This is a genomic window from Aeromonas sp. D3 (genome assembly GCF_027705025.1).
GTDB classification, from domain to species: Bacteria; Pseudomonadota; Gammaproteobacteria; order Enterobacterales; family Aeromonadaceae; genus Aeromonas; species Aeromonas salmonicida.
This window is the reverse complement of sequence record NZ_JAPDBE010000013.1, coordinates 1-22,916: the sequence shown is the minus strand read 5'-3', so window position 1 is coordinate 22,916 and position 22,916 is coordinate 1. Positions and strand designations below refer to the sequence as shown.

Annotated in this window: 22 protein-coding genes and 1 pseudogene; 17 read left to right on the top strand and 6 right to left on the bottom strand. The window is 51.1% G+C overall.

The window, feature by feature from the left end; all coding sequences use genetic code 11:
- Nucleotides 1–107: 107 nt before the first annotated feature.
- Nucleotides 108–245, top strand: a pseudogene (locus OKC28_RS09840) (IS1595 family transposase); the annotation flags it as partial.
- 150 nt (nt 246–395) lie between these two features.
- On the opposite strand, the gene OKC28_RS09835 reads toward OKC28_RS09840, so the two are convergent.
- From OKC28_RS09835 to pseF, 5 genes are read right to left on the bottom strand one after another with little or no spacing between them, the layout of a single operon-like run.
- Nucleotides 396–659: a hypothetical protein gene (locus OKC28_RS09835; protein WP_270689032.1), complete on the bottom strand. Its 264-nt coding sequence runs from the start codon at nt 657–659 to the stop codon at nt 396–398.
- A complete protein-coding gene (locus tag OKC28_RS09830; protein WP_270689030.1) occupies nt 656–1,951 on the bottom strand; it encodes a motility associated factor glycosyltransferase family protein in 1,296 nt (431 codons plus the stop codon). The genes OKC28_RS09835 and OKC28_RS09830 overlap by 4 nt, the downstream gene beginning before the upstream one ends.
- A complete protein-coding gene (gene pseI / locus OKC28_RS09825) occupies nt 1,944–2,990 on the bottom strand; it encodes a pseudaminic acid synthase (protein WP_265457747.1) in 1,047 nt (348 codons plus the stop codon). The genes OKC28_RS09830 and pseI overlap by 8 nt, the downstream gene beginning before the upstream one ends.
- Before the next feature lie 6 nt (nt 2,991–2,996).
- Complete coding sequence (gene pseG / locus OKC28_RS09820) at nt 2,997–4,253, bottom strand: UDP-2,4-diacetamido-2,4,6-trideoxy-beta-L-altropyranose hydrolase (RefSeq protein WP_270689027.1); 1,257 nt, start codon at nt 4,251–4,253, stop codon at nt 2,997–2,999.
- Nucleotides 4,243–4,938, bottom strand: coding sequence for a pseudaminic acid cytidylyltransferase (gene pseF, locus OKC28_RS09815; RefSeq protein ID WP_270689025.1), 696 nt, complete (start codon nt 4,936–4,938; stop codon nt 4,243–4,245). Before pseF ends, pseG begins: the two co-directional genes overlap by 11 nt.
- 165 nt (nt 4,939–5,103) lie before the next feature.
- Here pseF and OKC28_RS09810 point away from each other — a divergent pair, with 165 nt between their 5' ends.
- The 14 genes from OKC28_RS09810 to OKC28_RS09745 all read left to right on the top strand — a co-directional run bounded on the left by OKC28_RS09810 (nt 5,104) and on the right by OKC28_RS09745 (nt 19,462).
- On the top strand, nt 5,104–5,640 hold the full coding sequence (locus tag OKC28_RS09810) for a GNAT family N-acetyltransferase (RefSeq protein WP_270689023.1): 537 nt from the start codon (nt 5,104–5,106) through the stop codon (nt 5,638–5,640).
- Nucleotides 5,637–5,870, top strand: a complete 234-nt coding sequence (locus tag OKC28_RS09805; RefSeq protein WP_005318271.1) for an acyl carrier protein — start codon at nt 5,637–5,639, stop codon at nt 5,868–5,870. The genes OKC28_RS09810 and OKC28_RS09805 overlap by 4 nt, the downstream gene beginning before the upstream one ends.
- On the top strand, nt 5,870–6,619 hold the full coding sequence (locus tag OKC28_RS09800; protein WP_270689019.1) for an SDR family NAD(P)-dependent oxidoreductase: 750 nt from the start codon (nt 5,870–5,872) through the stop codon (nt 6,617–6,619). The genes OKC28_RS09805 and OKC28_RS09800 overlap by 1 nt, the downstream gene beginning before the upstream one ends.
- Entirely contained in the window at nt 6,619–7,989 is a 1,371-nt protein-coding gene (locus OKC28_RS09795; RefSeq protein ID WP_270689017.1) for an AMP-binding protein, read from the top strand. The genes OKC28_RS09800 and OKC28_RS09795 overlap by 1 nt, the downstream gene beginning before the upstream one ends.
- Nucleotides 7,989–9,047 (top strand): LuxE/PaaK family acyltransferase, encoded by a 1,059-nt coding sequence (locus tag OKC28_RS09790; RefSeq protein WP_270689015.1) that lies wholly within the window; start codon nt 7,989–7,991, stop codon nt 9,045–9,047. Before OKC28_RS09795 ends, OKC28_RS09790 begins: the two co-directional genes overlap by 1 nt.
- Entirely contained in the window at nt 9,026–10,231 is a 1,206-nt protein-coding gene (locus OKC28_RS09785; RefSeq protein WP_270689013.1) for an acyl-CoA reductase, read from the top strand. The genes OKC28_RS09790 and OKC28_RS09785 overlap by 22 nt, the downstream gene beginning before the upstream one ends.
- Nucleotides 10,232–10,402: 171 nt before the next feature.
- The gene (locus OKC28_RS09780) at nt 10,403–11,347 is read left to right on the top strand and encodes a glycosyltransferase family 2 protein (protein ID WP_212540831.1); all 945 of its coding nucleotides are present in this window, start codon (nt 10,403–10,405) and stop codon (nt 11,345–11,347) included.
- Nucleotides 11,348–11,384: 37 nt separating this feature from the next.
- Nucleotides 11,385–12,488 carry a glycosyltransferase family 8 protein gene (locus OKC28_RS09775; protein WP_270689010.1) on the top strand — a complete coding sequence of 368 codons (1,104 nt, stop codon included), beginning with the start codon at nt 11,385–11,387 and terminating at the stop codon, nt 12,486–12,488.
- Between the two features lie 47 nt (nt 12,489–12,535).
- Entirely contained in the window at nt 12,536–13,513 is a 978-nt protein-coding gene (locus OKC28_RS09770; RefSeq protein ID WP_270689008.1) for a class I SAM-dependent methyltransferase, read from the top strand.
- A gap of 133 nt (nt 13,514–13,646) precedes the next feature.
- Nucleotides 13,647–14,957 carry a glycosyltransferase family A protein gene (locus OKC28_RS09765; protein WP_270689006.1) on the top strand — a complete coding sequence of 437 codons (1,311 nt, stop codon included), beginning with the start codon at nt 13,647–13,649 and terminating at the stop codon, nt 14,955–14,957.
- 77 nt (nt 14,958–15,034) lie between these two features.
- Entirely contained in the window at nt 15,035–16,369 is a 1,335-nt protein-coding gene (locus OKC28_RS09760; protein ID WP_270689004.1) for a glycosyltransferase family 2 protein, read from the top strand.
- A gap of 11 nt (nt 16,370–16,380) precedes the next feature.
- On the top strand, nt 16,381–17,490 hold the full coding sequence (locus tag OKC28_RS09755; protein ID WP_212540826.1) for a DegT/DnrJ/EryC1/StrS family aminotransferase: 1,110 nt from the start codon (nt 16,381–16,383) through the stop codon (nt 17,488–17,490).
- 51 nt (nt 17,491–17,541) lie between these two features.
- Entirely contained in the window at nt 17,542–18,699 is a 1,158-nt protein-coding gene (locus tag OKC28_RS09750; protein WP_270689002.1) for a hypothetical protein, read from the top strand.
- A gap of 4 nt (nt 18,700–18,703) precedes the next feature.
- Nucleotides 18,704–19,462: a class I SAM-dependent methyltransferase gene (locus OKC28_RS09745; RefSeq protein ID WP_270689000.1), complete on the top strand. Its 759-nt coding sequence runs from the start codon at nt 18,704–18,706 to the stop codon at nt 19,460–19,462.
- A gap of 521 nt (nt 19,463–19,983) precedes the next feature.
- Here the strand turns inward: OKC28_RS09745 and OKC28_RS09740 are convergent.
- Nucleotides 19,984–20,265 (bottom strand): hypothetical protein, encoded by a 282-nt coding sequence (locus tag OKC28_RS09740; protein ID WP_270688998.1) that lies wholly within the window; start codon nt 20,263–20,265, stop codon nt 19,984–19,986.
- Between the two features lie 259 nt (nt 20,266–20,524).
- Here OKC28_RS09740 and OKC28_RS09735 point away from each other — a divergent pair, with 259 nt between their 5' ends.
- Both OKC28_RS09735 and OKC28_RS09730 read left to right on the top strand, forming a co-directional pair.
- A complete protein-coding gene (locus OKC28_RS09735; RefSeq protein WP_270688996.1) occupies nt 20,525–21,793 on the top strand; it encodes an IS4-like element ISApu1 family transposase in 1,269 nt (422 codons plus the stop codon).
- A gap of 10 nt (nt 21,794–21,803) precedes the next feature.
- Nucleotides 21,804–22,628: a methyltransferase domain-containing protein gene (locus tag OKC28_RS09730; protein ID WP_270688994.1), complete on the top strand. Its 825-nt coding sequence runs from the start codon at nt 21,804–21,806 to the stop codon at nt 22,626–22,628.
- The last annotated feature ends 288 nt before the right edge of the window (nt 22,629–22,916 follow it).

The following is a 22,916-nucleotide window of genomic DNA, read 5'->3' as shown; positions in this document are numbered from 1 at the left end:
CAGGTCATTACCGTCAGAGCGAGAGCTGTACACGAGAGCTGAAAATACGGTTGGCAATATGGTGTAAATATGTTGCCTGTGATTTTTATAATGGATGTAACGACATCCATGGCGTGGTGACCCATTACCTCTGGAATTATCTGGGTTGGCGCAGGATGCTGGAACGTTACGGAAGGGGGATGAATATCAAAGCGTGTTTTCATGAGGCGCTGGGGCACCCCATGCAACACGTAATGGGGACATAGCCAAAATAAATCCCTGATCAGGTGCGGAATGTCGGGTAGAGGCACTGGTTGTTCTGCAGCTCAGCTGCGGGCAGTGGGTTGGAGATCAAAATTAGCTGAACGCTTGGCGGCGTGACAGTTCCTTGCGAGATGAATTGGATGTGGCCTTGATCATGAAACATCTCCTGCTGTGGTGGGGGCGGAAGGGGCCGTCAGGGTATGCACCAGCTCATATTCGAGGTAATCGGCCAGCCCGAGCCAGTCTTGCCGCTCCTGGCTGCGGAGCAGGGCGGCTATCAGCTCGGGGGGCAAGGAGCCTCGTTCTGTGAGAGCCTCCTGCAGCAAAACGGGCAGGGTTTGACTCGCCGCGACCGATTGTCCCAGCCGAAACTGGTGTGCCAGCGCCCTGATGCGGGTTGTCAGGCTATCCCTCATAACAGGTACTCCTGGTGGTAGCTGCAACCCGCTATCTCGGCCCCTTCACGGCTGCTGTTCCAGAAATGTACCTCGGGATGGCGCGCTATGTATCGTTCAAGTTCGATGCGATAGGCGGAGAAGTTCGGATTGGTCTTGACCCGCCGCCCGTGTCCATCGAGGGTCCAGCTGAGCGCCTGGCTGGCTCTGGGGCCGAGCGCCCCATCCGCCCATCCGGAGTGGGTTAGCTCGCCGGGGAAGGCAAAATCCGTTCCCAGCAGAATGACCTGCTGGCAGCCCATCTGCACGGCGAGGTCGACGGCGGGATGGATGACGCTGCCGCCCGAGTGCAGCGTTCCCTTGGGGATCTCCTGCCTCAGCGTCTGGTACATGGGACTGCGGGAGTAGGCTGCCTTGCGCGGCCCCTGCCAGGCCAGCAGGGCTGCCGTAGGGACCATGGGATAGTAGACCAGGGTGGTTTGGGCCGACTGGGCGGCAGGCAGCCTGTCGCCGTAGATGGCCTCATCGATGGTGACCACTATGTCGGGTCGGATGCCGTGGCGCAGCAAAAAAGCCAGCGCAGTATCGACGCTGATCAGCAGGTAGTCCTGCCGACGGCTCTGCAACTGCTTCTGCAGGGTGGCCAGGTTGTGCTGCAGGGTCGGGCCGCTTGCCACGACAAGGGCCTGCTTGCCCCGGGCCAGACCGAACAGGGTCGCCACATCACCATCACCGGCCAGCAGCTCGCGGTTTTCGGCTAGCCGCCTAGTAATGTCGGGGTGCTCGGCATCGAACCTGGCCAGGACGAACGGCAACTCTATTTCACTCACCAGCCGGTCCCGGATACGGGCTGCGGCGTCTTCCACCAGCTGCAGCTCGGGCGGCAGGGCGAAGAAGGGCAGACGGATCTCGCTCTCGTCCCCCGCCATCATCAGTTCGACCCTGGTATCTGCCAGCCAATCCTGCTGGTCCAGCAGCCGCAGCACCAGGGCAAACAGGGCGCCATTCATGATCTTCACTTCCAGCCGCTTGAGGCCGGTGCGGCCCAGCAGGGCGCGCGGCAGATCGCCGAGCCCGGTACCGTAGAGGTGCAGCACGGCGACCTCGGGCAGGCTGGCCGCCTGCAGCTCGGCCTCTTTCACCCTGTCATGACGACTGGTGAGCTGGATGCCGTCGATGCTGAGGGTCGAGCCCAGCCCTTCGGTCAGCTCGGCCTGGATGCTCTCCACGTCCTGCGCCAGCAGGCGGGGCCAGAGGGCTGGCCAGCGCTGGCGGATAAGCCTGCCGTGCTGGGCGAACAGTTCATCACTCATCTTTGTCTATCCACTCCCAGCTCAGCGGCTGATTGGCTGCCATGTCGCGACTGACCCGCTTGCCGATGAGTCGATCGTAATCGGCGGGAGGCAGGCCGAGGGCAGGACGCACCGACTTGATGTGGGAGGCGGTGAGCGCCTCTCCGGCCGTAATATCTTTGACCAGATAGAGGGAGCGGCGAAAGGCGCGGTTGCCCTGCTCGCTCTGGGTGAGCTGGTAGTCGGCCACTCCGAGCGCCGCATGGGCGGTGTTGACCGAGGCAATGAGCTCGGTGAGTTCGGCAGGCTCCATGGAGAAGGCGCAATCCGGACCGCCGTCGGCGCGGGCCAGGGTGAAGTGTTTCTCGATGAGGGTCGCCCCGAGCGCGGTGGCGGCGATGGCGGTGGCCGAACCCAGAGTGTGATCGGAGAGCCCGACCTCGACGCCAAAGCGCTGGCGCAGCATGGGGATGGTGCGCAGGTTGTATTCGGCCGCGGGCGCCGGATAGCCGCTGACGCAGTGCAGCAGCGCCAGCTGGCCGCTGCCATGCTTGAGCGCCATCTCGACGGCGGCGGCGATCTCGGCCTCGTTGGCCATGCCGGTGGACATGATGAGCGGCTTGCCGGTCTGGGCGGCGTAGCGGATCAGGGGCAGGTCTACCAGCTCGAAGGAGGCAATCTTGTAGGCCGGGCAGTCGAGGGATTCCAGCAGATCCACGGCGCTGAAATCGAACGGGCTGCTGAACACCGTCAACCCCAGCTCGCGTCCCTTGGCAAACAGGGCCTGATGCCACTCCCACGGCGTGTGCGCCCACTCATAGAGGTCATACAGGCTGTGACCATCCCAAAGACCGCCGTGGATCTGGAACTCGGGCCTGTCGCTTTTGAGGGTGATGGTGTCGGGTCGGTAGGTCTGCAGCTTGACCGCACTGGCTCCGGCTGCCTTGGCGGCGGTCATGATGGCCAGCGCGCGTTCCAAGTTGCCATTGTGGTTGGCCGAGAGTTCGGCGATCACATAGGGCGCCTGCGCCGGGCCTATGGATTGATGGGCGATCTGCATCTGTGGTCAGGCTCCTGTGCCAAGTTGCCAGCCTTGCGGCGCCGGCTGCCAGGGGGCAGGGGGCGCTATCTTGGGTGGCTCGGCAAGATAGAGGGGAAATTGGGAGAAAATTGTTTGCAAGTGATGTGCCAGCTCTTGCCACTCCTGTGCCAGAAGTGGTTGCCGGGCCTGCCATACCAGCTGCGGGCCGCACAGGGTCAGGGTGAGCAGATGCTTGTCATCCTGCTGGAACCGCCACTGCTGGTCGTCAGGTATCAGTTGATAATCGGCTTGGGGCAGCAGCCAGGCGGTGAGACGATCCAGCCCCAGGCCATCCACCTGTTGCTGGCCGCGCTGGCGATAGCCATCAGCCTGTCGCTCCAGTTGCTGCAAGGCCTGCAGGAGCCGTGCCGGCTCGGCCAGCTCGTCCAGCGTCAGCCGTTCGGCCAGCTGGAAGCGGGCTATCACTTCGTCGTTGAACTGCTGGTTGTCGACTATGGGCACCGCCAGGGTCGGCAAGCCGAGACAGGCCCGCTCCCAGGTCATGCCGCCGGCAGCGCCGATGGCGAAGTCGTGCTGATTCATCAACTGCGCCATCTGATCGCTCTGGCGCAGCAGCGCGATCTTGAGCTCGGACAGCTCGGCCACCCTCTGCTCCAGCTCGGGCCAGAAGGGGTTGGCGCCGCCTGCTACCAGGGTCCAGCTAATGGTTCGCGCCCAGGGCAAGCGGGCCAGACTGTTGAGGGTAGTGAGGCAGGCACCGGCCGGGTCGGCGCCGCCGAAGCAGATGAGGCCTCGCTGCCACTGGCTGGTTTGTTGTCGTGCCAGCAGGCGACAGGCGGGCCGCAGCAGGGCATAGTCGGTGCCAAGCAATAGTCGGCAATCGGCCGGGATCAGCGGTTGGTAATCGGCGGCTGTGCGCAGTGGTCCCTGATCCAGCAGCAACTGGCAGTGGTGCGGGCGATCGGCCAGATCGTCGATCACCAGCAACTGATCACAGTGGACCGCCAATTTTTGTTCGACCACGTGGTCAATTTGGTAGTGATCGAACACCAGCCAATCGGGCTGCAGTTGGGACAGGGGGCCGGCATCGTCCAGCGCGCTCAGGGGATGATGGTGATGGGGCCGCAGCAGCGGCAGCAGATGTGCGGGCAGGTCGTGGCAGAGAAAGTGGCACTCGGCCCCTGCCGCCCGCAGCCGATCGGCGATAGCCAGGCAGCGCATCAGGTGGCCCAGCCCGATTTCGGCTCCGGCATCGAGCCGGAAGGCGACGTTAAACGCCATCCTGGCTCAGCACCCGATAGAGCAGTTCGGCCAGGTGCCAGTCTTCCGGCGTATCTATGTCGACTACCCTGTGCCTTGGCAGAATATGGCCGATCCCTTCCCCGCCCACCGGGCTGATACCCCCCAGCCAGGCTGTGCGGCTGCCCCAGTAGAACTGGCCGGCATCCTGGTAGGCGGGTTCCAGATCCTGAGAGCGTTTCGCCATCTGCTCCGGCCAGAAGGGACTGACTCTGCCCTGTGCGTCCATGCGCACCGCCCGCTGGATGGGGAAGCCGAATTCGGCCACCGTGTAGACGAAGGGCGCCTGGCTGGCGAGCAGGCGGTCGTGGGCGGCGCTCAGATCGCTGGCCTGAATGAGAGGCACTGTGGCATAGATGCAGCAGTAGTATTCCGCCTGCATGCCGAGATCGTCGAGTCGCCGGATGGCATCGATCACCACTGGGGTGGTGCCGGTATGATCGTCGGCCAGGCTGGCGGGGCGCAGGAAGGGCACCTCGGCGCCGAGTTGGCGGGCCAGGTCGGCGATCTCCTCATCATCGGTGGAGACCACAATTTGGCTGAAGCAGCCTGCTGCACTGGCCGCCTGAATGGCGTAGGCGAGCATGGGCTGGCCGCAGAAGGGGCGGATATTCTTGCGGGGAATGCGCTTGCTGTCGCCCCGGGCTGGAATGATGGCGATGGCCATGGTGCTCTCTCCCTGAGGGACGGGATCTGGCATCCCCGCCCGGATAATTGCTGACAACTCTTTGATTATTTTTGAGATTATACCGAGTTTTCATCTTATATTATTGAGCTTTGCTACGGAATCGCCCTGCTATGGTCGATAACATGGGCAAGTGATGGGAAGTGGGTGGTATTGAGCATGAGTTATGGTGTCGAGCTGCGCCCGGTTCAGCCGTGGGACTTGCCCACACTGAGGCGCTGGCGCAATCAGGATGAGGTACGGCTGCAGATGGTCGAACAGGCGCTCATCTCCCCCCGCCAGCAGCGGCAGTGGTTTGTCAGCAGCCGTGAGCGGCCGGATCAGCAACACTGGGTGCTCTGGTGTCGGGGTCAGCGGGCAGGCTACGTCAATCTGAAAGGGGAAGCGCACCAGCCATTGCAAGGTCAGCCGGTGGCCGATGCGGGCCTCTATCTGGGCACCTCCAGCGTGCGTCACCCCATGCTGGCCGTTGCCGCCGCCCTGTCCCAGCTCGATCAGGGTTTCGATACCTTCGAGCTCGGCTGCATCCGCACCCTGGTGCGCGCGGGCAACTGCGCCGCCCTGCGCCTGAACGAGCAGCTGGGTTATCGCCAACATGGGCAGGAGGGCGACTTTCTCGCCCTTGAACTGCAACCCGCCGATTATTATGCCGCCCGTGAACGGCTACGGAGATTTTTCAGATGACTACAGCGTTGGAACAGGTTTTCGCCGATGCCCTCGGCATAGACGTCGGCACCGTCAGCGACGGACTGGCCTACAACAGCATTCCCCAGTGGGACTCCGTCGCCCACATGGGCCTGATAGCCCAGCTGGAGGATTGCTACGGCGTCTTGCTCGATACCGATGACATCATCGACATGAGCTCGGTCGCCAAGGCGCGGGAGATCCTGGCTAAATACGGGGTCGCCCTCTGATGCAGGGGCTGCTGCAGGGCAAGCGAGCGCTGATCACGGGCGCCGGGCGCGGCATTGGCCTCGCCATCGCCCGCCAGTTTGCCGCGCAGGGGGCCGAGCTCTGGCTGGGGGGCCGCGATGAAGCTGCCATGAGTCAGCTGGCGGCCGCCCTTGGCGCCGAATTCGGTGTCCCCTGCCAGCCGCTCTGTTTCGACGTGGCCGAGCCGCAGGCGGTCAAGCAGGCCTTTCAGCAGCTGTTTGCCCAGACTCGTCAGCTGGATGTGCTGGTCAACAATGCCGGTGTGCTGGAAGAGGCACTGCTCGGCATGGTCAATCAGGCCCAGCTGGAGAAGACTTTCAGTCACAACAGCTTCAGCGTTGTCTATTGCAGCCAGTATGCCGCCCGCCTGATGCAGCGCAGCGGTGGCGGCAGCATCATCAATCTCGCTTCCCTGATGGGACGGGTGGGCGCCGCCGGGCTGAGCAGCTATGCCGGCAGCAAGGCGGCGGTGATCGGCATCACCCAGTCGCTGGCCAAGGAGCTGGCCACCAGCCAGATCCGGGTCAACGCCATCGCCCCCGGCTTCATCGATACCGAGATGGCGCGTGCCATCCCTGACCAGAAGTTCGCCGAGCGTCTCGCCAGCATCGCCATGGGGCGGATCGGCACGCCGGACGAGGTGGCCAAGGTAGCGCTGTTCCTCGCCTCCGACCTGTCGAGTTACGTGACCGGTCAGGTCATAGGCGTGGATGGAGGCATGTTGGTCTGATGAAGCAACTCCATCCTCTACTCGCTCATCTGCATGAGGATAACCCGGCGCCGGCCTGGCTGGATCCGCTGGATGGCTGGCTCTCCTACGGCGAGCTGGCACATCGGGTGACACAAGTGGCGGCGACTTACCCGAGTGAGCGCAGCCTCGTCTATCTGCCCTTCTTCACCCGTACCACCCATCTGCTGCATTATCTGGCCGCCCTCAGGCTGGGACATGCGGTAATGCTGGCGGACCCTGCTCTCCCTTCGAGCCAGCACGATGCCAGCTGCCAGCAGTTCGCAGTGACCTGCCGGGTAAATGAAGAAGGGGAGTTGATCCGTCTCAGGGATACCAGCCCACTGTTGCACCCCGAGCTGGCGGTGCTGTTGCCGACCTCGGGCAGCACGGGCAGTGCCAAGTGGGTGCGCCTCTCGGGCCGCAATCTTGCGGCCAACGCGGCCTCCATCGCCGACTATCTGGCGCTGACGACGACTGAACGAGCCATCACCAGCCTGCCGCTGTTCTACTCCTATGGCCTCTCGGTGCTCAACAGCCATCTGCTGGTGGGGGCCTCCCTGGTGCAAAGCGAGGGGAGCGTGCTGGATCGCACCTTCTGGCAGCAGGTCGAGCAGCACGGCGTGAGCAGTTTTGCCGGGGTGCCCTTTACCTATCAGATGCTGGCCCGGCTGCGCTTTGACTGGGCCCGGTATCCTTCTTTGCAGACCCTGACCCAGGCGGGGGGACGACTCGAACCCGCGCTGGCGCAGCAGTTTGCCGAACAGGCGCTGCGGCTGGGGCGGCGCTTCTTCGTCATGTATGGCCAGACAGAGGCGACGGCGCGCATGGCCTGGCTGGCGGCGCACGAGGTGGTCACTCACCCGGATGCCATCGGCCGCGCCATTCCCGGCGGCCACTTCTCCCTGCGCGAGCTGGAGGGGGGCAACCCCGGGGAGGGTGAGCTGGTCTATCGCGGTGACAACGTCATGCTGGGCTATGCCAGTGCCGCCGAGGATTTGGCGCAGGGAGCCCTGTTGCAAGAGCTGGCCACCGGCGATCTGGCTCGCAGTGACGAGGCGGGCCGTTACTACATCTGCGGTCGTCTCAGTCGTTTTCTCAAGTTGTTTGGCAAGCGTGTCAGTCTGGCGGAGGTCGAGAGCCAGCTTCATCGCTGGGGCTGGTCGGGGGCGTGCGGCGGGCGTGATGACTGCCTGCTGGTGGTCGTCGAACCCCATGGCGAACTGACGGCCGACGGCTTGCAGCGCGAGCTGGCGCAGTGGCTGCAGGCGCCGCCACGGGCGGTGCGGGTGATGCAGGTTGCACGACTGCCGCGCACCGTCAACCACAAGATTGACTATGCTGCCCTGGCCAGACTGGCGGAGGAGGCGTGATGGAAAGCTTGCTGGCCGCCCCCATCTTCGACCTGCCCCAGACCGCCAAACAGGCGCTGTTGCTGGCGCGGCTCAATGCCCTGACCCGTCACCATGTCGAGCACTGCGCCCCTTATGCCAATGTGCTGCATGCCTTCGGCTGGACGGCAGAGGCTGCCGATTATGGCGAGCTCCCCTATCTGGCGGCCCGGCTGTTCAAGCTGGCCCAGTGGCAGAGCGTGCCCGAGGCCGAGGTGTTCAAGGTGCTCACCTCGTCGGGAACCACGGGGGCGCCATCACGGATAGTGCTGGATCGGGAGACCGCAGCTTTGCAGAGCAAGGTGCTGGTGAAGATACTGCAGGAGTTTGTCGGCAAGCAGCGTCTGCCCATGTTGCTGGTGGAGCAGCCCGCCCTCATCCAGAACCGCAACGGCTTTTCGGCGCGCGGCGCAGGCGCCCTGGGGCTCTCCTTCCTCGGCCGTGACCACACCTATGCCCTCGACGAGCAGATGCGGCCCAGCTGGCCGGTGATAGAGGCGTTTTGTGACAAATACGCCGGTCAGCCTGTGTTGCTGTTCGGCTTTACCTTCATGGTCTGGCAATGCCTGCTGGAGCCCCTGCGCGAGCGCGGACTGCACCTGCCCTTTGAGCAGGGTATTTTGTTTCACAGCGGTGGTTGGAAGAAGCTGCAGCATCTGGCGGTGGACAATCCCGCCTTCAAGGCGCGCTGCCGCGAGCAGTTTGGGCTGGGTCGGGTACACAACTTCTATGGCATGGTGGAGCAGGTGGGATCCATCTTCGTCGAGTGCGAGCAGGGGCATCTGCATGCCCCCGTGTTTGCCGATCTGCAGGTGCGCGATCCGCTCACCCATCAGCCACTCGGGGTCGGTCAGCCCGGTTTGTTGCAGGTGCTCTCCGCCATTCCCGGCAGTTATCCGGGCCACAGCCTGCTGACCGAGGATCTCGGCGTGCTGCTGGGGGAGGATGACTGCCCCTGTGGCCGCCATGGCCGTTATTTTCAGGTATCAGGGCGCCAGCAAGGCGCCGAGGTGAGGGGATGCAGCGACACCTTCCAGTGACGCCGCCGCAGGCGGCAGAGGGGTTTTGGTTGACGGGGCCCGACGTCAGCTTCGTGGCACCGGCTGCCAGCTGGCAGACCTTCTGCCCGCAGCCGCTACCCTGTTTTGCTCCCGTCATCTGCGACTTCGTGGCGGCCCTGTCGGCACGTCTGCAACAGGAGGGACTGCGTCATCCCGATCTGGCTGCGTTCGGCTTCTGGCTGCGGCCGCGCCAGCTGGCCAGAGAGCGGCAACGGCTGCAGGGGCGGGGGCCGGTGGGGGTCACGTTTCACCTGGTGCCCTCCAATGTACCGACCGTGGCCTTCTACTCCTGGCTGATGGCCCTGCTGATGGGCAATCCCTGCGTGGTGCGGCTGTCATCGCGCCGCGATCCGGTGCAGGATGCCATGTTGGCCATACTGAACGACCTCTTCAGCCAGGTTGAGTGGCAGGGGATCGCCATGCGCACCCGCTTCATTCGCTATGGCCACGACGAAGGCACCACAGGCTGGTTGTCGGCCAGCTGCCGGCTGCGCATCATCTGGGGCGGCGACGAGACCATCCGCCAGGTGCGGGCCATTCCTCTCTCCCCAAGTGCACAGGAAGTGGTATTTCCGGATCGCCGCTCCATGGCGGTGCTAGACAGCCACTGGCTGGCCGGGCTGGATGCTGTGGGCTGGCAACAGACCCTGGGGGCCCTGCAGCAGGACTGTACCCGTTTCAATCAGCAGGCTTGCGCCTCCCCCACCACCCTCTGCTGGCTGGGCGAGCCCGACGAAGCGTTGCGCCGCCGTCTGCTGGTGGCCCTGTTCGCTCCCTTTGCCGACGATCCCGCTCTGGTGATGGAGCGGCTCATCCACAGTCAACAAAATGCCGCCCTGGACGGTGAGATGCAGCTGAGCACATTCCCGGGTGTCACCTTATTGACTCCGGCCGCCTCCCTGCGGCTCGCACACGTCGGAGGAGGTACAGTCGCCGAGTTTGTGGCCGATACCCTGGATGAGCTGCTGTTGCAGCCGTGGGATATGCAGACCTGTGTCTGGGTCGGCGCACACAAGGCGCAGCTTGAGGATGCCTTGCCGAATGCGCCCGCCTGCCGCATAGATCGGGTGGTGGCGCCGGGACAGGCACTGGCATTCGAGTGGCACTGGGATGGCATCGACATGCTGCAAGTTTGCAGCCGTGGCCTCGCCCAGCATGAATAATCGGGTGTGGCTCACATAAATCCCGCAGCTTCAATGGATTAGCTTGGTCAGGCATATCTCTTGCAGTAAAACCTGACAGAGAGGGGGGAAGGGTTGACAGGGACCGTGCGGTAGCCTTGCCCATTTTCTCCCATCCGCTTCTTTTCTACTCATCTTCTCTTGGATTTCCCTATGAAAGTCAGCGTATTGGTGCCTGTCTACAATCTGGCGCGCTTCATCGAACCCTGCCTGCTCAGCCTGCTCGAGCAGCAAACGGATTTCGAGTTCGAGGTGATCGCCATCGATGACGGCTCGAGTGATGACTCCTGGGCTATCTTGCAGCGGCTGGCGCGGCAGTGGCCGGGATTGCGTGTCTTGCAAAACAAAAAAAACATAGGGGTGTGCCTGACAATACGTGCTTTGCTGGAACAAGCTCGGGGAACGTATATGGTTTATGTCGATGGAGATGATTTGGCTCTACCCGGCAAGCTGCAGGCGCTGACCAATCATCTGGATAGGCATCCCGATTGTGGTTTCGTATATCACGAGGCAGAAGTATTTGATAGCGACTCAAATCGTACCACCTCGCTATTCAGCAGGGATTATTACAACGCCAAATATATCCCTGATCGAGCGGGTCCGGAACATCTGGTCCAGTATGGGCTCTTTTTCAATACCAGTTCCTGTGCTTTCCGCCGGCATGAAAGAATGTTGGATGCAGTGAATCTTGATTGCCATGTAGTGAACGACTACTCCTGGCATATTATCAATTCATCTTATCTGGGGGGAAATATAGACCGTATTCCACAGGTATATGGGCGTTATAGAGTCCATGGTGGCAGCATTTGTGGAACTATTCGTGCTTCAGATGAATGTCGTAAGCTTGCCTTGCAAGATATGCTGGCCGCGTGTGACTTAGCGCTTGACGCAGGAATGGATGAGCTGTTGGTGAAAAGGGGGAAAAGCCATCTTTGGTTTTCCACTGCTCTGTATTTTTTGCGTGCCAGAAACTGGGCGTTGTTTGATCATTTCATTACTGATTCCGTTCAGTATCAGTGGTTTTTTGATGATCGCCATGAGTTTGCATGGCAACATAAAAATGAGCCAGAGCGAGTGCTTGAGAAAATTTTTGGCTGATCGAATATGTATTTCATTAACTGAGTCAAGTAACCACATGAAAAAAATAATTCATGCTGCTTTCTGTATTGATGATTCCTTTTCCGTTCATTTGGCAGCCCTGATACATAGCTTGGGGAAATATCTCAATCAGGACTTCCAACTGAAATGTCATATTCTAGCTCGACTTAATGGAGAGAATATACTTAAGCTATCGAAGTTGAATTCTGAAAACATAGTAATCAAGTTTCATGATAACTTACCAAGTTATAAAAACATCCCTATCAGCAGCCTCTATAATAATAGATTGAATGAGGTCACCTATTATAGGTTTGCTATCTCACATGTCTTGCAAAATATTGATAAGGTTTTGTTTATCGATGCTGACATGATTGCTGTGGGGGATGTCAGCTCGCTTTGGTCGATTGAGATGGGGGGGGCAGTCGTCGCCGTGGTCTCTGATCATATATTGGGATATGATAAAGAGAAACAACAGGAACGAGGAATATCCTCCGGAAAGTATTTCAACGCAGGTTTTATGCTGATGGACCTAGATAAATGGCGAGAAACAAATATCAGTGAACAAGCATTGGGCTTACTCATTGATAATAATGGTTTTGAGCACAATGACCAAGATGCTTTAAACATTATATTGGAGAAAAAAACATTCTATCTCGATACTAAATGGAATGCTCAACCTAATCATCTTGCGCAACAGGATGTGCCTATGCCTGTCTTGGTACATTTCTGTGGTCAGGAAAAACCTTGGCATGCATATTGTGTCCATCCTTTCAAGGATCATTACCTAGAAAGTCGAGCTGAAACTGAATATGCATGTGAGCCGCTACAGACATATCTTGATCAAGATGATATGGAAATATTGTCCCGCTTGAAAATGAAATTTCCTAATGGTGCGCGCGTTGTCGTTTGGGGGGCAGGTCAGAGAGGTCGGCGCTTATGCTATGAAATGATAAATAATATGAGTCAGTATTCAATAGTTCATTTTGTCGATAAAAATATAAATGGCGAATTTATGGGTATAAAGATAAGTAACCACCTTTTGGATATAAAAGCGATTGATGCCATAATAATTGCATCCATCCCTTACCGGGCCGAGATTATAGATGAAATAGGGGCGAATGCTGGTCTTGCTTATATATAAAATGCTTGCTTTTGTTTTATTCTATAATCGTTTATCAGGATAATATAATGAATGTTATAATGTTTCCCTTTGACAGGGTTAAAAAGGGGGCGACAGTTGCTATATATTGCGCTGGTGAGATAAGTGAGAGCTTCCTAAACCAATTAAGTGCAGTCAACTATTGCCAAGTTTCTTGGTTAGTAGACCGAAAGTTCCAGTCAAAAGAACTCCAGGAAAATTTGGCTTGTCTACCCCCAAATTTAATGGATTGGCAGCAGCCTGATCAGATTATTATTGCATCACAGGCATTCAAGAATGAGATAAGTGAATATTTATTGAAGCAGGGAGTTCCTGCATCAAAATTGATCACGATAGGGAATGAGCAAAAAATTGATGTGCTAGATCTCATCCAGGCCAGATTGAGTGCGACTCCGTCAGGTTATGACTGGGGGGCTTATTATAAGTCAGCTGAACTTGCTACCCTAGCTCAATATAACAAGTTTATAAAACCAATTCTTGAACAGTGGGAAAGAGAACTGGACTATAGCAATGTATTGGACTTTGCTTGTGGAGAGGGACGTATAGCAGAACTAATGCTGGAGCGTTGCCAACATTTACAGCTGATCGATGCCAGTGCCAAGGCGGTTGATTTTTGCCGTGAACGCTTTGCCAAATCCCCCCATGTACAAGTTCAGTGCAATGCGGCTGGTGCACTACCACAAGCTGACGGTTCTCTGAGTCTGGTCTATTCGTGGGATGCCATGGTGCACTTTTCATACAAGAGTCTTGATTTCTATCTCAGTGAATTTAGTAGGGTATTGCGACCTCGTGGGTATGTGCTCATGCATCATTCCAACTTGGCGACCTTGGCTGATCAGATGAGAGTCTTGGATCTGTGGAGTTTGAATGTTGGTGGGAGAAGCAATGTATCAAGGAATGATATTACTTTTATAGCCAAGCATCATCGTTTTGAGGTGATCAGCCAGACGGTTATGGATTGGGGTGTAAGAGATATGGACTGTATAAGTGTGTTAAGAAAAATATAACATTACTCTTAATTAATTATAGTTAAGAAAATACAGAATAAGATATGTAACCTATGTCAGAAAGATATATCATCTCGATAGTAGTGATGGGTTGGCTTGCAAAAAATAATGTTATTTTGGGGCGAAATAATCTATGTTGATCTCCATAATTATTCCATGTTATCAACAAGAAATATATCTTGAGAGGGCCCTCGATTCTATTCAACTACAGAATTATCATCCCCTAGAAGTGATCATCGTTGATGATGGCTCGGTCACGCCAGTCACTTATCCTGAAAAAGAGTATTCCTTCCCTATAAATTTAATTAGAAAATCAAACAACGGATTATCTGCAGCAAGAAATACTGGAATAGACAATGCAGCAGGAGAATTAATAAAGTTTCTTGATGCCGATGATACACTTCTACCTGGATGTCTGACTGCACAAGCTGCATGTATCGGCAAGTCACCAAGAAGCATCAGTGTTATTGGTTATAAAGATATTGATGAGGATAGTGAAATATCGCGAGATATATACCCTGCCTTTGGAGATGTCATCCCTGCGTTAATGATCGATAATTTGGCTCCGGTGCATTCCTTTTTATTTCGCAAGCAGGATCTGATAGATGCGCATGGTTTTGATGTAACCACAAGGACTAGTGGTGGGTGTGAAGACTATGACTTGATCTTTAGAATGGCACTTAATAAAGCCAGTTTTATAAGTCTGCATGAGGTGGGCGTTGTATATCATCGGCGTAGTGGCTCTATGTCTACCAATGTAGAAAATATGAAAAAAGCAATGTTGGATGTATGGTTGTATAATGTATCCATATTACTAAAGTCTGATGAGAAGATGCGATCTTCATATCTGATACCTATATTGTCAGGGCTGTCGTTGAGGTTAGATAAGAGACCAATATTGATACCCCATGAGTTTGATGATCTGATTATTGAACTTGTCAAAAAATTGAATCAATTAGGGAGCTATCTTAGCCCTGGAGAGTCACAGCTCTTGCTTGGATTTATATATAAGCATGCGGATTTGTTTTCACTTTATCAACCTCTTAGAGCAATTTCAGGGTCAGCAAGTTCGTCTATTTCGATAAAGACTCAAGAGTTACTTGATTATAGAGTGTATCTGCTAGGTACTGGATACCGCTTTGATGACCAGCGGTTAAATAAAATATTATCACTTGGTAGAAAGCATAATAACCGATTCGCCATATATGGTGCAGGTGAAATTGGTAACAGGATTTACAAACTGCTACAGTCTGCAGGTATTGTCCCAGCATGCCTATTTGACAAAAATCCAGCAAGATCTAACCATAAGTATAACATACCAATATTACTGCCTAGTGAAATACACTCTGCTAATATTGATGCAGTCGTTATTGCTTCAGATGCTTACTATCAAGAAATATATGAGTTGTTGATGTCAGCCTGTCCTGATATTGAGGTGGTGTGATGATGCTAGCAGGTCAGATTTTAATAAATTCAAATTGGGCTATTTCTCCCAAATCGTTCTGTGATTGGGATTGATACATGACTAAAAAAAATCATGTAACTGGTGTTTCGAAACCTGATGTTCTGGTTTCAGTATTATTAATCTCATTCAATCATGAGCGGTACCTGAGGTGTGCTCTAGATTCTGTCGTTATGCAGGATACCAATTTTAAATATGAGGTTTTAGTGCATGATGATGCATCTCAAGATAACTCTCAGAGTATAATTGATGAATATGAAGATAAGTATCCCAATCTCATTATAAGTTTGAAAAGAACAGAGAATGTTTATTCAAAAGGAGATCGGCTTTCTATATGGCGTTTCTTTGTAGAGCAATCTCAAGGGGAGTATATCGCATTTTGTGAAGGAGACGACTATTGGTCATCAAAGAATAAACTTAAAAAGCAAGTTTCAGGATTAATGAATGAATTGAATTGTAATATCTCATTTCATCCAACAATTAGATTAAATGTTGAAACTGGATCATTTTGTGGTTCATATGGGGATTATTCTGATTTTGATTCAAACGATACCTTATTCATTCCGTTTGTGTCAGCAAGTAATTTCTTTATGACAAATACAGTTCATATATCTTCCATTATGATACGACGCAGTTCATTTCTGTCATTTTATCACTTTTTTGAAAAATATCCATGGCTTGATGCAAGTGATCATTTTATTAAATTGATAGGAGTTTCTGCAGGTGCACTATATCTAAGAGATGCAATGTCAGTTTATAGAGAGTGTGTGCCAGGTTCTTGGACTAGTGTAAGAGAAAGCAATATTAACTTGAAAGTTTTACATTGTATTAAAATGATTTCTCTCTCTCAGGGCATATCCAATCTCTCTGTGAATGGATATAGTGATATTGGTCGCAGTCACTTACTCAGGTATACTCTCGAGTTACATTCATTACTTCATTCTATCAGTGCTCTTGCTTACCTGAATGAGTTTTATTCACTTATTGAGAATGAAATAAGAAAGACTTTAATTTTATACCCTTCGCACGAAATAATATATTTCGGTGCAGGTACTATATTTGATGCTCTTATTGGTGATGACCGAAATATAATTAGCGTTATTGATAGAGGGCGGTTTTATAAGCTTAAAAAAAGACATGTATTATCTAGTTGTGAGCTAGAAGAATATTCTTTTAAGAAAAATGATGTAATTGTCATAACTCCAATTTTTAGGGGGCATTCGATACGCGCTAGCTTATCTAATGCGTTGGGTTTAGACTGTCATTTTGTAATTGTCGATGACTTATTGACTTTAGACTTAATTAGTAAAAGTATACTTTCTTCAGCGCAAAGATTTTTGGTTGAGCGCGGATTATCTGAAGATGATGTTTATCTGAATACCAGTATGAACTAGGGGATTTTAGAATGAGGATTATTCCTGTTACAAAGCCATATCTCCCACCTTTAGATGAATTTATTCCATATTTGGAAGAGATCTGGAAAAATCATCAATTAACAAATAATGGGCCTTTTCATCAGCAGCTGGAGCAAGCCTTATGCTCATATTTAGGTGTTGAGCATTTGTCCTTATTTTCCAATGGCACTTTGGCTTTGGTTACGGCTCTGCAGGCATTAAGAATAAAGGGTGAGGTTATTACGACCCCTTATTCATTCGTTGCAACCAGTCATGCTCTGATATGGAATAATCTTACCCCGGTATTTGTTGATGTTAAACCTGGGTCATTTAATATAGATGCTACAAAAATCGAAGAGGCTATTACACCGAATACGACAGCTATCCTACCAGTGCATTGCTACTCAACACCCTGTGAGGTTGAAGAGATTCAGCGGATTGCCGATAATTATGGCCTACGGGTTATATATGATGCAGCTCATGCATTTGGAACTAAATACAAAGACGAAAGTATTTTGAATAATGGTGACATGTCAGTACTTAGTTTTCATGCAACAAAGGTTTTTAATACATTCGAGGGTGGGGCGATAATCTCAAGTTCGGCCAAGTTAAAGCAGCGGGTTGATTACCTAAAAAATTTCGGTTTTGCCAATGAAGTGACTATTGTTGCTCCTGGAATTAATGCCAAAATGAGTGAGGTGAATGCTGCGTTTGGGTTATTGCAACTCAAGTATGTTAATGATGCTATCTCACAAAGAAAAGTTATTTTTGATAGATATTGCTATGAGTTATCAGGTGTGGCAGGGATTGATCTTCCTCTGATGAAGCTTGACGGGATTATAAATTACTCCTATTTTCCTATCCTAGTTAACGATGACTATATAATGAATCGTGATATGCTTTATAATAAGCTAAAGTCTGAAGGTATTTTTGCAAGACGATATTTTTATCCATTAATTAGTAATATACCTATGTATAATAAAATTCCCTCTTCATCCCCCCACAATCTCATCAATGCCAATAGCTTATCAAGTAGTGTAATTTGTTTACCTTTATATCCAGGTCTGGATTCTGACTCTATAACTAGAATAATAGCATTGATCAAAAATATTCATTGCTGATGTTATGCTCTATATTTTTAATCTCAAAAGCCTATTTTTGGTAGGTTCCAAATGAAAGCTAATGCTATACCATTATCAAAAAATGGAAAGAAAAGTGACTCAGGAGTTTTGATATTTTCAGGATATAATCCAAGGGCTGTCATTGCATTTATAAGAACTTTAATTATTACGGAGATTAAATTTGCAATTATTGCTGCATCTGCAGAGGATTGTATTTTGTCGACAGACTATAAGAGTCACGTTGCGGCTATTCGTAGTGTAAAGTCACTAGATAAAGATGACCTGAAACGTTGTATTACTTTATCGCAGGCTATGTTGAGCTGTGAAGCAATGGTTGTTGCGCCATCGTCAGAGTTTCTGAATAGATATTTATTAAGCGAGTATGAGTTTTTCGAAGATTTAGGAGTTACAATCCCTCTCGTTAATCATAATCTTTATGAGATGATTTCTGATAAGAAGTCATTTAGTCAAATATGTTCTGAACATGAACTACTTGTTCCTCGTGAAATCTTAAATCCGGAAGAAAAAAATCTTCCATTCGTAGCGAAACCAATAAAGTATCAGTCGAAGCTAGGTGAAATTCATAGTCCTGTTATACTAAAGAATAACTATGACTTAGAGTGTTTTTTTGCTAGGGCTGATTGTGATGATTTTTATTTTCAGGAATACGTGTCTGGTGAGACCTACTATCTTCTTTATTACTTCGAACGTTCAGGTTTAGTAGAAAAGCTCTCAATGCGGAATTTAATTCAACAACCCAATGGAAAGTCAGTTATTGCGTCTGTATTAAGTGATATCCACAGTTCATCTATATCAGATAGTTATGAAAAATTACTATCCAGCATGAATTTTTTTGGGTTAGTTATGATTGAACTGAAAAAATATAAAGACAAGTACTATATGATAGAGGCAAATCCCAGGTTCTGGGGGCCATCCCAACTTTTTGTTGATGCACAGCATAATCTATTTATTAACTTTTTAAATGATTGGCTAGGAGTCTCTTATTCTGTTAAAACTGGGATTTTTAATAAGAATGCTAAATATTTTTGGATGGGTGGATTTATTGAGAGCATATCTTCCTCGCTTTGTACTTGTCACTTAGAAGATACAGATGCGGTGGCGATGCTTGGTGGTTTGGGGACGTTTATGTCGAACGATATATATATGCGCTCAGATACTATCCAAATTGGATTGAAATATTGGAGCTAACATAATGAATAGTGAACTACTTGAAAAGCTTTATTATAAAATGAGTAAGCATGCTCATTATCAAAAACTGAATCCTCTCGTAGAGAATTTATTTTATAATTGCAAGATTAAACCTAGTGTTAATCGCTTTGAGTATGAGCGTTTTTTTGCTATTGAGTCATATATTGAGCTTGTTGACTTAACCATATTAGATGTTGGTGGTAATACGGGATATTTCTCTTTTGAAAGTATTCAAAGAGGTTGTAGTCTGGTTCACTACTATGAGGGTAATCCCGAACATTGTGAGTTTGTAAAGTTGGCTGCCAATATGATAGGTATATCTGACAGGCTGAAAGTCTACAGTAAATATTTTCAGCCTTCAGAAGAAGTACAAAAGGTTGACCTGATATATTTGCTTAACGTACTTCATCATATTGGTGATGACTTTGGTGTTGTGAGTGATGAGCGCGGTTGCCTCGCGTCTGCCGCAGACATGTTGCGAAAATATTCAAGCTTAGGGTCATATTTAGTATTTCAGATGGGATATAACTGGAAGGGCGACCTTAACAAGCCGTTATTTAACAATGGTACCAAGTCGGAAGTTATTGAGTGGTTGGAGTCGGTTACTACAGGATATTGGGATATTATATCAACTTTAATTGCAGTACAAACATCTACTGGAGTAACATATCTACCTAAAAATGATGAAAACATTGTTCGAAATGATGAGTATGGTGAGTTTTTGAATCGCCCAATATTCATTCTAAAAAGTAAATTACTTTAATAGTGGAGTGATTTACATTGTATCCGAAATTGATACAACTTGAATGAAACTGAGTGAGAATATGCTTAGCAACCCTCTCATATGAGCAGGTTTGATCTGGTCGTTGTTCCTGAAACCTATTGGTGGCTTCTTTATACTTATTTCAAGTATTCAGACATGGGTAAACCAACGTTGATAACGGACCTTTCTTCGCATTTCTTCGCTTCCCTGCTGAGCTGACTCCCCCGCAATTGGAGCCTGCCCAGGAGCATATCCACGATCACTACGGTGCAACCTGCAGCATCAGGCCCTGGCCGAGCAGCTGGCTGGCGGTGCGACTGGATTGTTCCCATTTGTCATGCCACCGGGGCCATTCATTGGGGCCAAACTCATAGTCAGCAACGCTATCGCGGTTGGCCTGTGGCAAGACATTCAAGCAGCTACACAAGAGCACGCAGGCCAGGCTACACCATAAGCCCAAGTGGACTACGACTGACTACGCTAGGGACTTTCGTTGAAAAAGGCGGCCAAGGTGTGTGGCATCAATCTGAAAACCGCTTTTTTATCAGGACCAACTTTTCTGCTTGTTCAGCCGGTTGGTGCTTACGCGGGATATTTTCATTAACGAATTGTTGTTCTCGCTCGCCTGTATTCACGCCCTGCCGGGCCTTGGTGCGCCAAGCATAGAGTTGGGGTTCTTTGAGGTTCCACTGGGCTGCAGTCCTACTCATCCCTACTCGCTCGACCGATGCCAAGGCTTCATCCTGGTACTGCCGCGAGTAACGAGTACGGCTCTTTTTCTGTTCCGTTGTTGCTTTGCTCATGATTCACCTCTGTCAGTGATTTTACTCACTTAACGAGGTGTCCATCCATCGACAGTGGGTTAGATCAGTTACTTACGGGGATTGTTGATGAGCAAACAGAAAATCACATTTTGAGAACACAGTCTAAGCAAGTGTTCGGATGTAGTTAACTACTACACATGTACAGGATCTTTAGCGGCAACCAATTGAAATAGATATAAAAAAGGCTTCGTTTGTGATCTGATTTTATCGCCAAACAAAATCAACACGCGCGAAGTCTATGACTATTATCAACGCTAATTACTATCTGGAGCAACTCTTGGCTCCCGCCGCACTCGAGCGCATTGCTCGGCTCTGCAAATTTTGTCTGCGTCAGCGCGCCATTACCCCTGCCATGCTCGTCCCTGCACTGCTGCGGGCCATGGGAGGCGACCAGGTCAATGACATTGCCGGTTTACACCGCCATTTCAATGCCTTGCAACTGGTGAACACCCATCAGGTTTCTTACAAACCGTTTCACAATCAGCTGCGCAAAGAGAGCTTTGCCCTGTTTATGAAAGCCCTGGTCGAGCGGGCCATCGCCTTGCGTATCGACCATCAACTCAAAGCGGCTTCCCTCGGCGCGTTCAAGCAGGTGTTACTGCACGATGGCACCTCCTTTGTGGTGCATCGGCGCCTTGCTGCTGATTTTCCCGGCCGGTTCAAGACCATCAGTCCGGCAGCTATCGAGTGCCATATGACCATGTCGCTGTCGGAGCAGAGCCCGTTGTGCATGAGTGTGTCTGCCGATACCGCAGGGGAACGGCAATTTCTGCCTGAAGCCCACACGCTGACCAACTGCCTGCTGCTGGCTGACGCAGGTTACATTGACAAGGCTTGGTTTGAGCAGGTGAACGACGCTGGCGGATTTTATCTGGTGCGCGGCACGAAAAGCCTGAACCCCAAGATAATCCAAGCCTGGCGCGGTGATGGACGGGAAGTACCCAAGCTGGCGGGACTGTCTCTGAAAGAGGCCGGACGGCGACGCTGTCCGGCCGAGGTACTGGATATGGTGGTGAAGTCCGGCCAGGTCGAGTACCGGTTGATCCGGCGCTGGTTTGCCGAGGAAAAGCGGTTCTGTCTGTGGATGACGAACCTACCGCGAGCCGCATGGTCAGCAGAGCAGGTGATGAGCCTGTATCGCTGCCGTTGGCAGGTGGAGTTGTTATTTAAAGAGTGGAAATCGCACAACCGGCTCAAGGGGGTTGTGACGGGCGAGAAAGCGATTGCCGAGGGGTTGGTGTGGACGAGCCTGCTGTCGCTGGTGATGAAGAGACGGGTCGCGCAGAGTGTGATGAGTGGGGCGCTATCGATGCTGAAAGCGTCGAAGAACAGTGCGACGTGGTGGCTACCGCTATTGGAAGCAGTGGCCTATAGGGCGCTGACAGAAATAAGGGAAAGATTGGAATGGTCTGCCGATTATTTGGCCAAGAACGCCTGCCGAACCAAGCAGAGAAAGTCGATACAGAACAGGACCTTGGAAGGCGTTTTAAATGGACTCGCCGCTTAAGGTCCTGTACATGAACTACTACAGGAAGGAGATAATTAATATTATGAAATGCATCATCTGTGGTTCTCTCATGAGCTATTTTTTTACAAAAGAATTCAATGAGTTCAACTTAACTCATGTTGATTATTGGAAATGTTCTTATTGTGGATTTTGTGCATCCAAAACTCATTTTGAAATGTCAGAAAAAGAATGGGGTGGTTTAAATGACGCATTTCATTCTAAAACTCATTTCACCGAGGGTAACCCATACAATCGTAATCAACGTTATTTTAATCAGTCTTTAATGCTCTCACTCATGGCTAAACAAAAACTCATTAATGTAGGTAAATGGTTAGACTGGGGCTGTGGAGTTGGAGCTATAGCTATTTTACTTAAAGATTACTTTGATTTTCAGTTATTGACTTACGATAAATTTTTTACCCCAAATGTTAATTCTGTAAATATAAGTGATCTTAAACAAAGGTCATTTGACCTAGTGGTTAATACGGCAGTTTTTGAACATGTTAGAAATCGAGATACTTTAGAAGAAATAGAATCTTATGTGAGTGATACTGGGTGTTTGGCAATACATACTCTTATCCCTGCAACGGTGCCGAAGGATCCGAATTGGATGTATTTACTACCTGTACACTGTGCTTTTCATACGAATCAAAGCATGGGGTTATTGATGAGGAGTTGGGGTTATAAATGCTCTGTTTATAACGAGCATTCAAAAATGTGGGTATTGTTCCGAGAAAATGCTGATGCTGTTTGGCCAAGAGTAGAAAAACTGAACAAGTCGTTGGGGTGGAGATATCTTCATTTTAAGGATGGTTTTATGGATTATTGGAAATAACCATAGTTAAGCCTCATGTACAGGACCTTAAGAAAAAACGTCAATTCAAATCCCTCCCAAGATCCTGTTTTATGTATATTTTATCTGTTTTGTTCGGCGAGAGCTTTTTGACAGAAAATCTACAGCCCATTCCAGCCTCTCTCTTATTTCACTGATGGCTCGGTGCGATGCAGGGAACAGCGCCCTGCTCTTGGTTGACAAAAATCAGCTCTAAATAACTGATCCCAATAGTGCTACACCTTCGCTGTACCATAGCCATTCCCCGGGAAAGGAGACACGGTATCCATG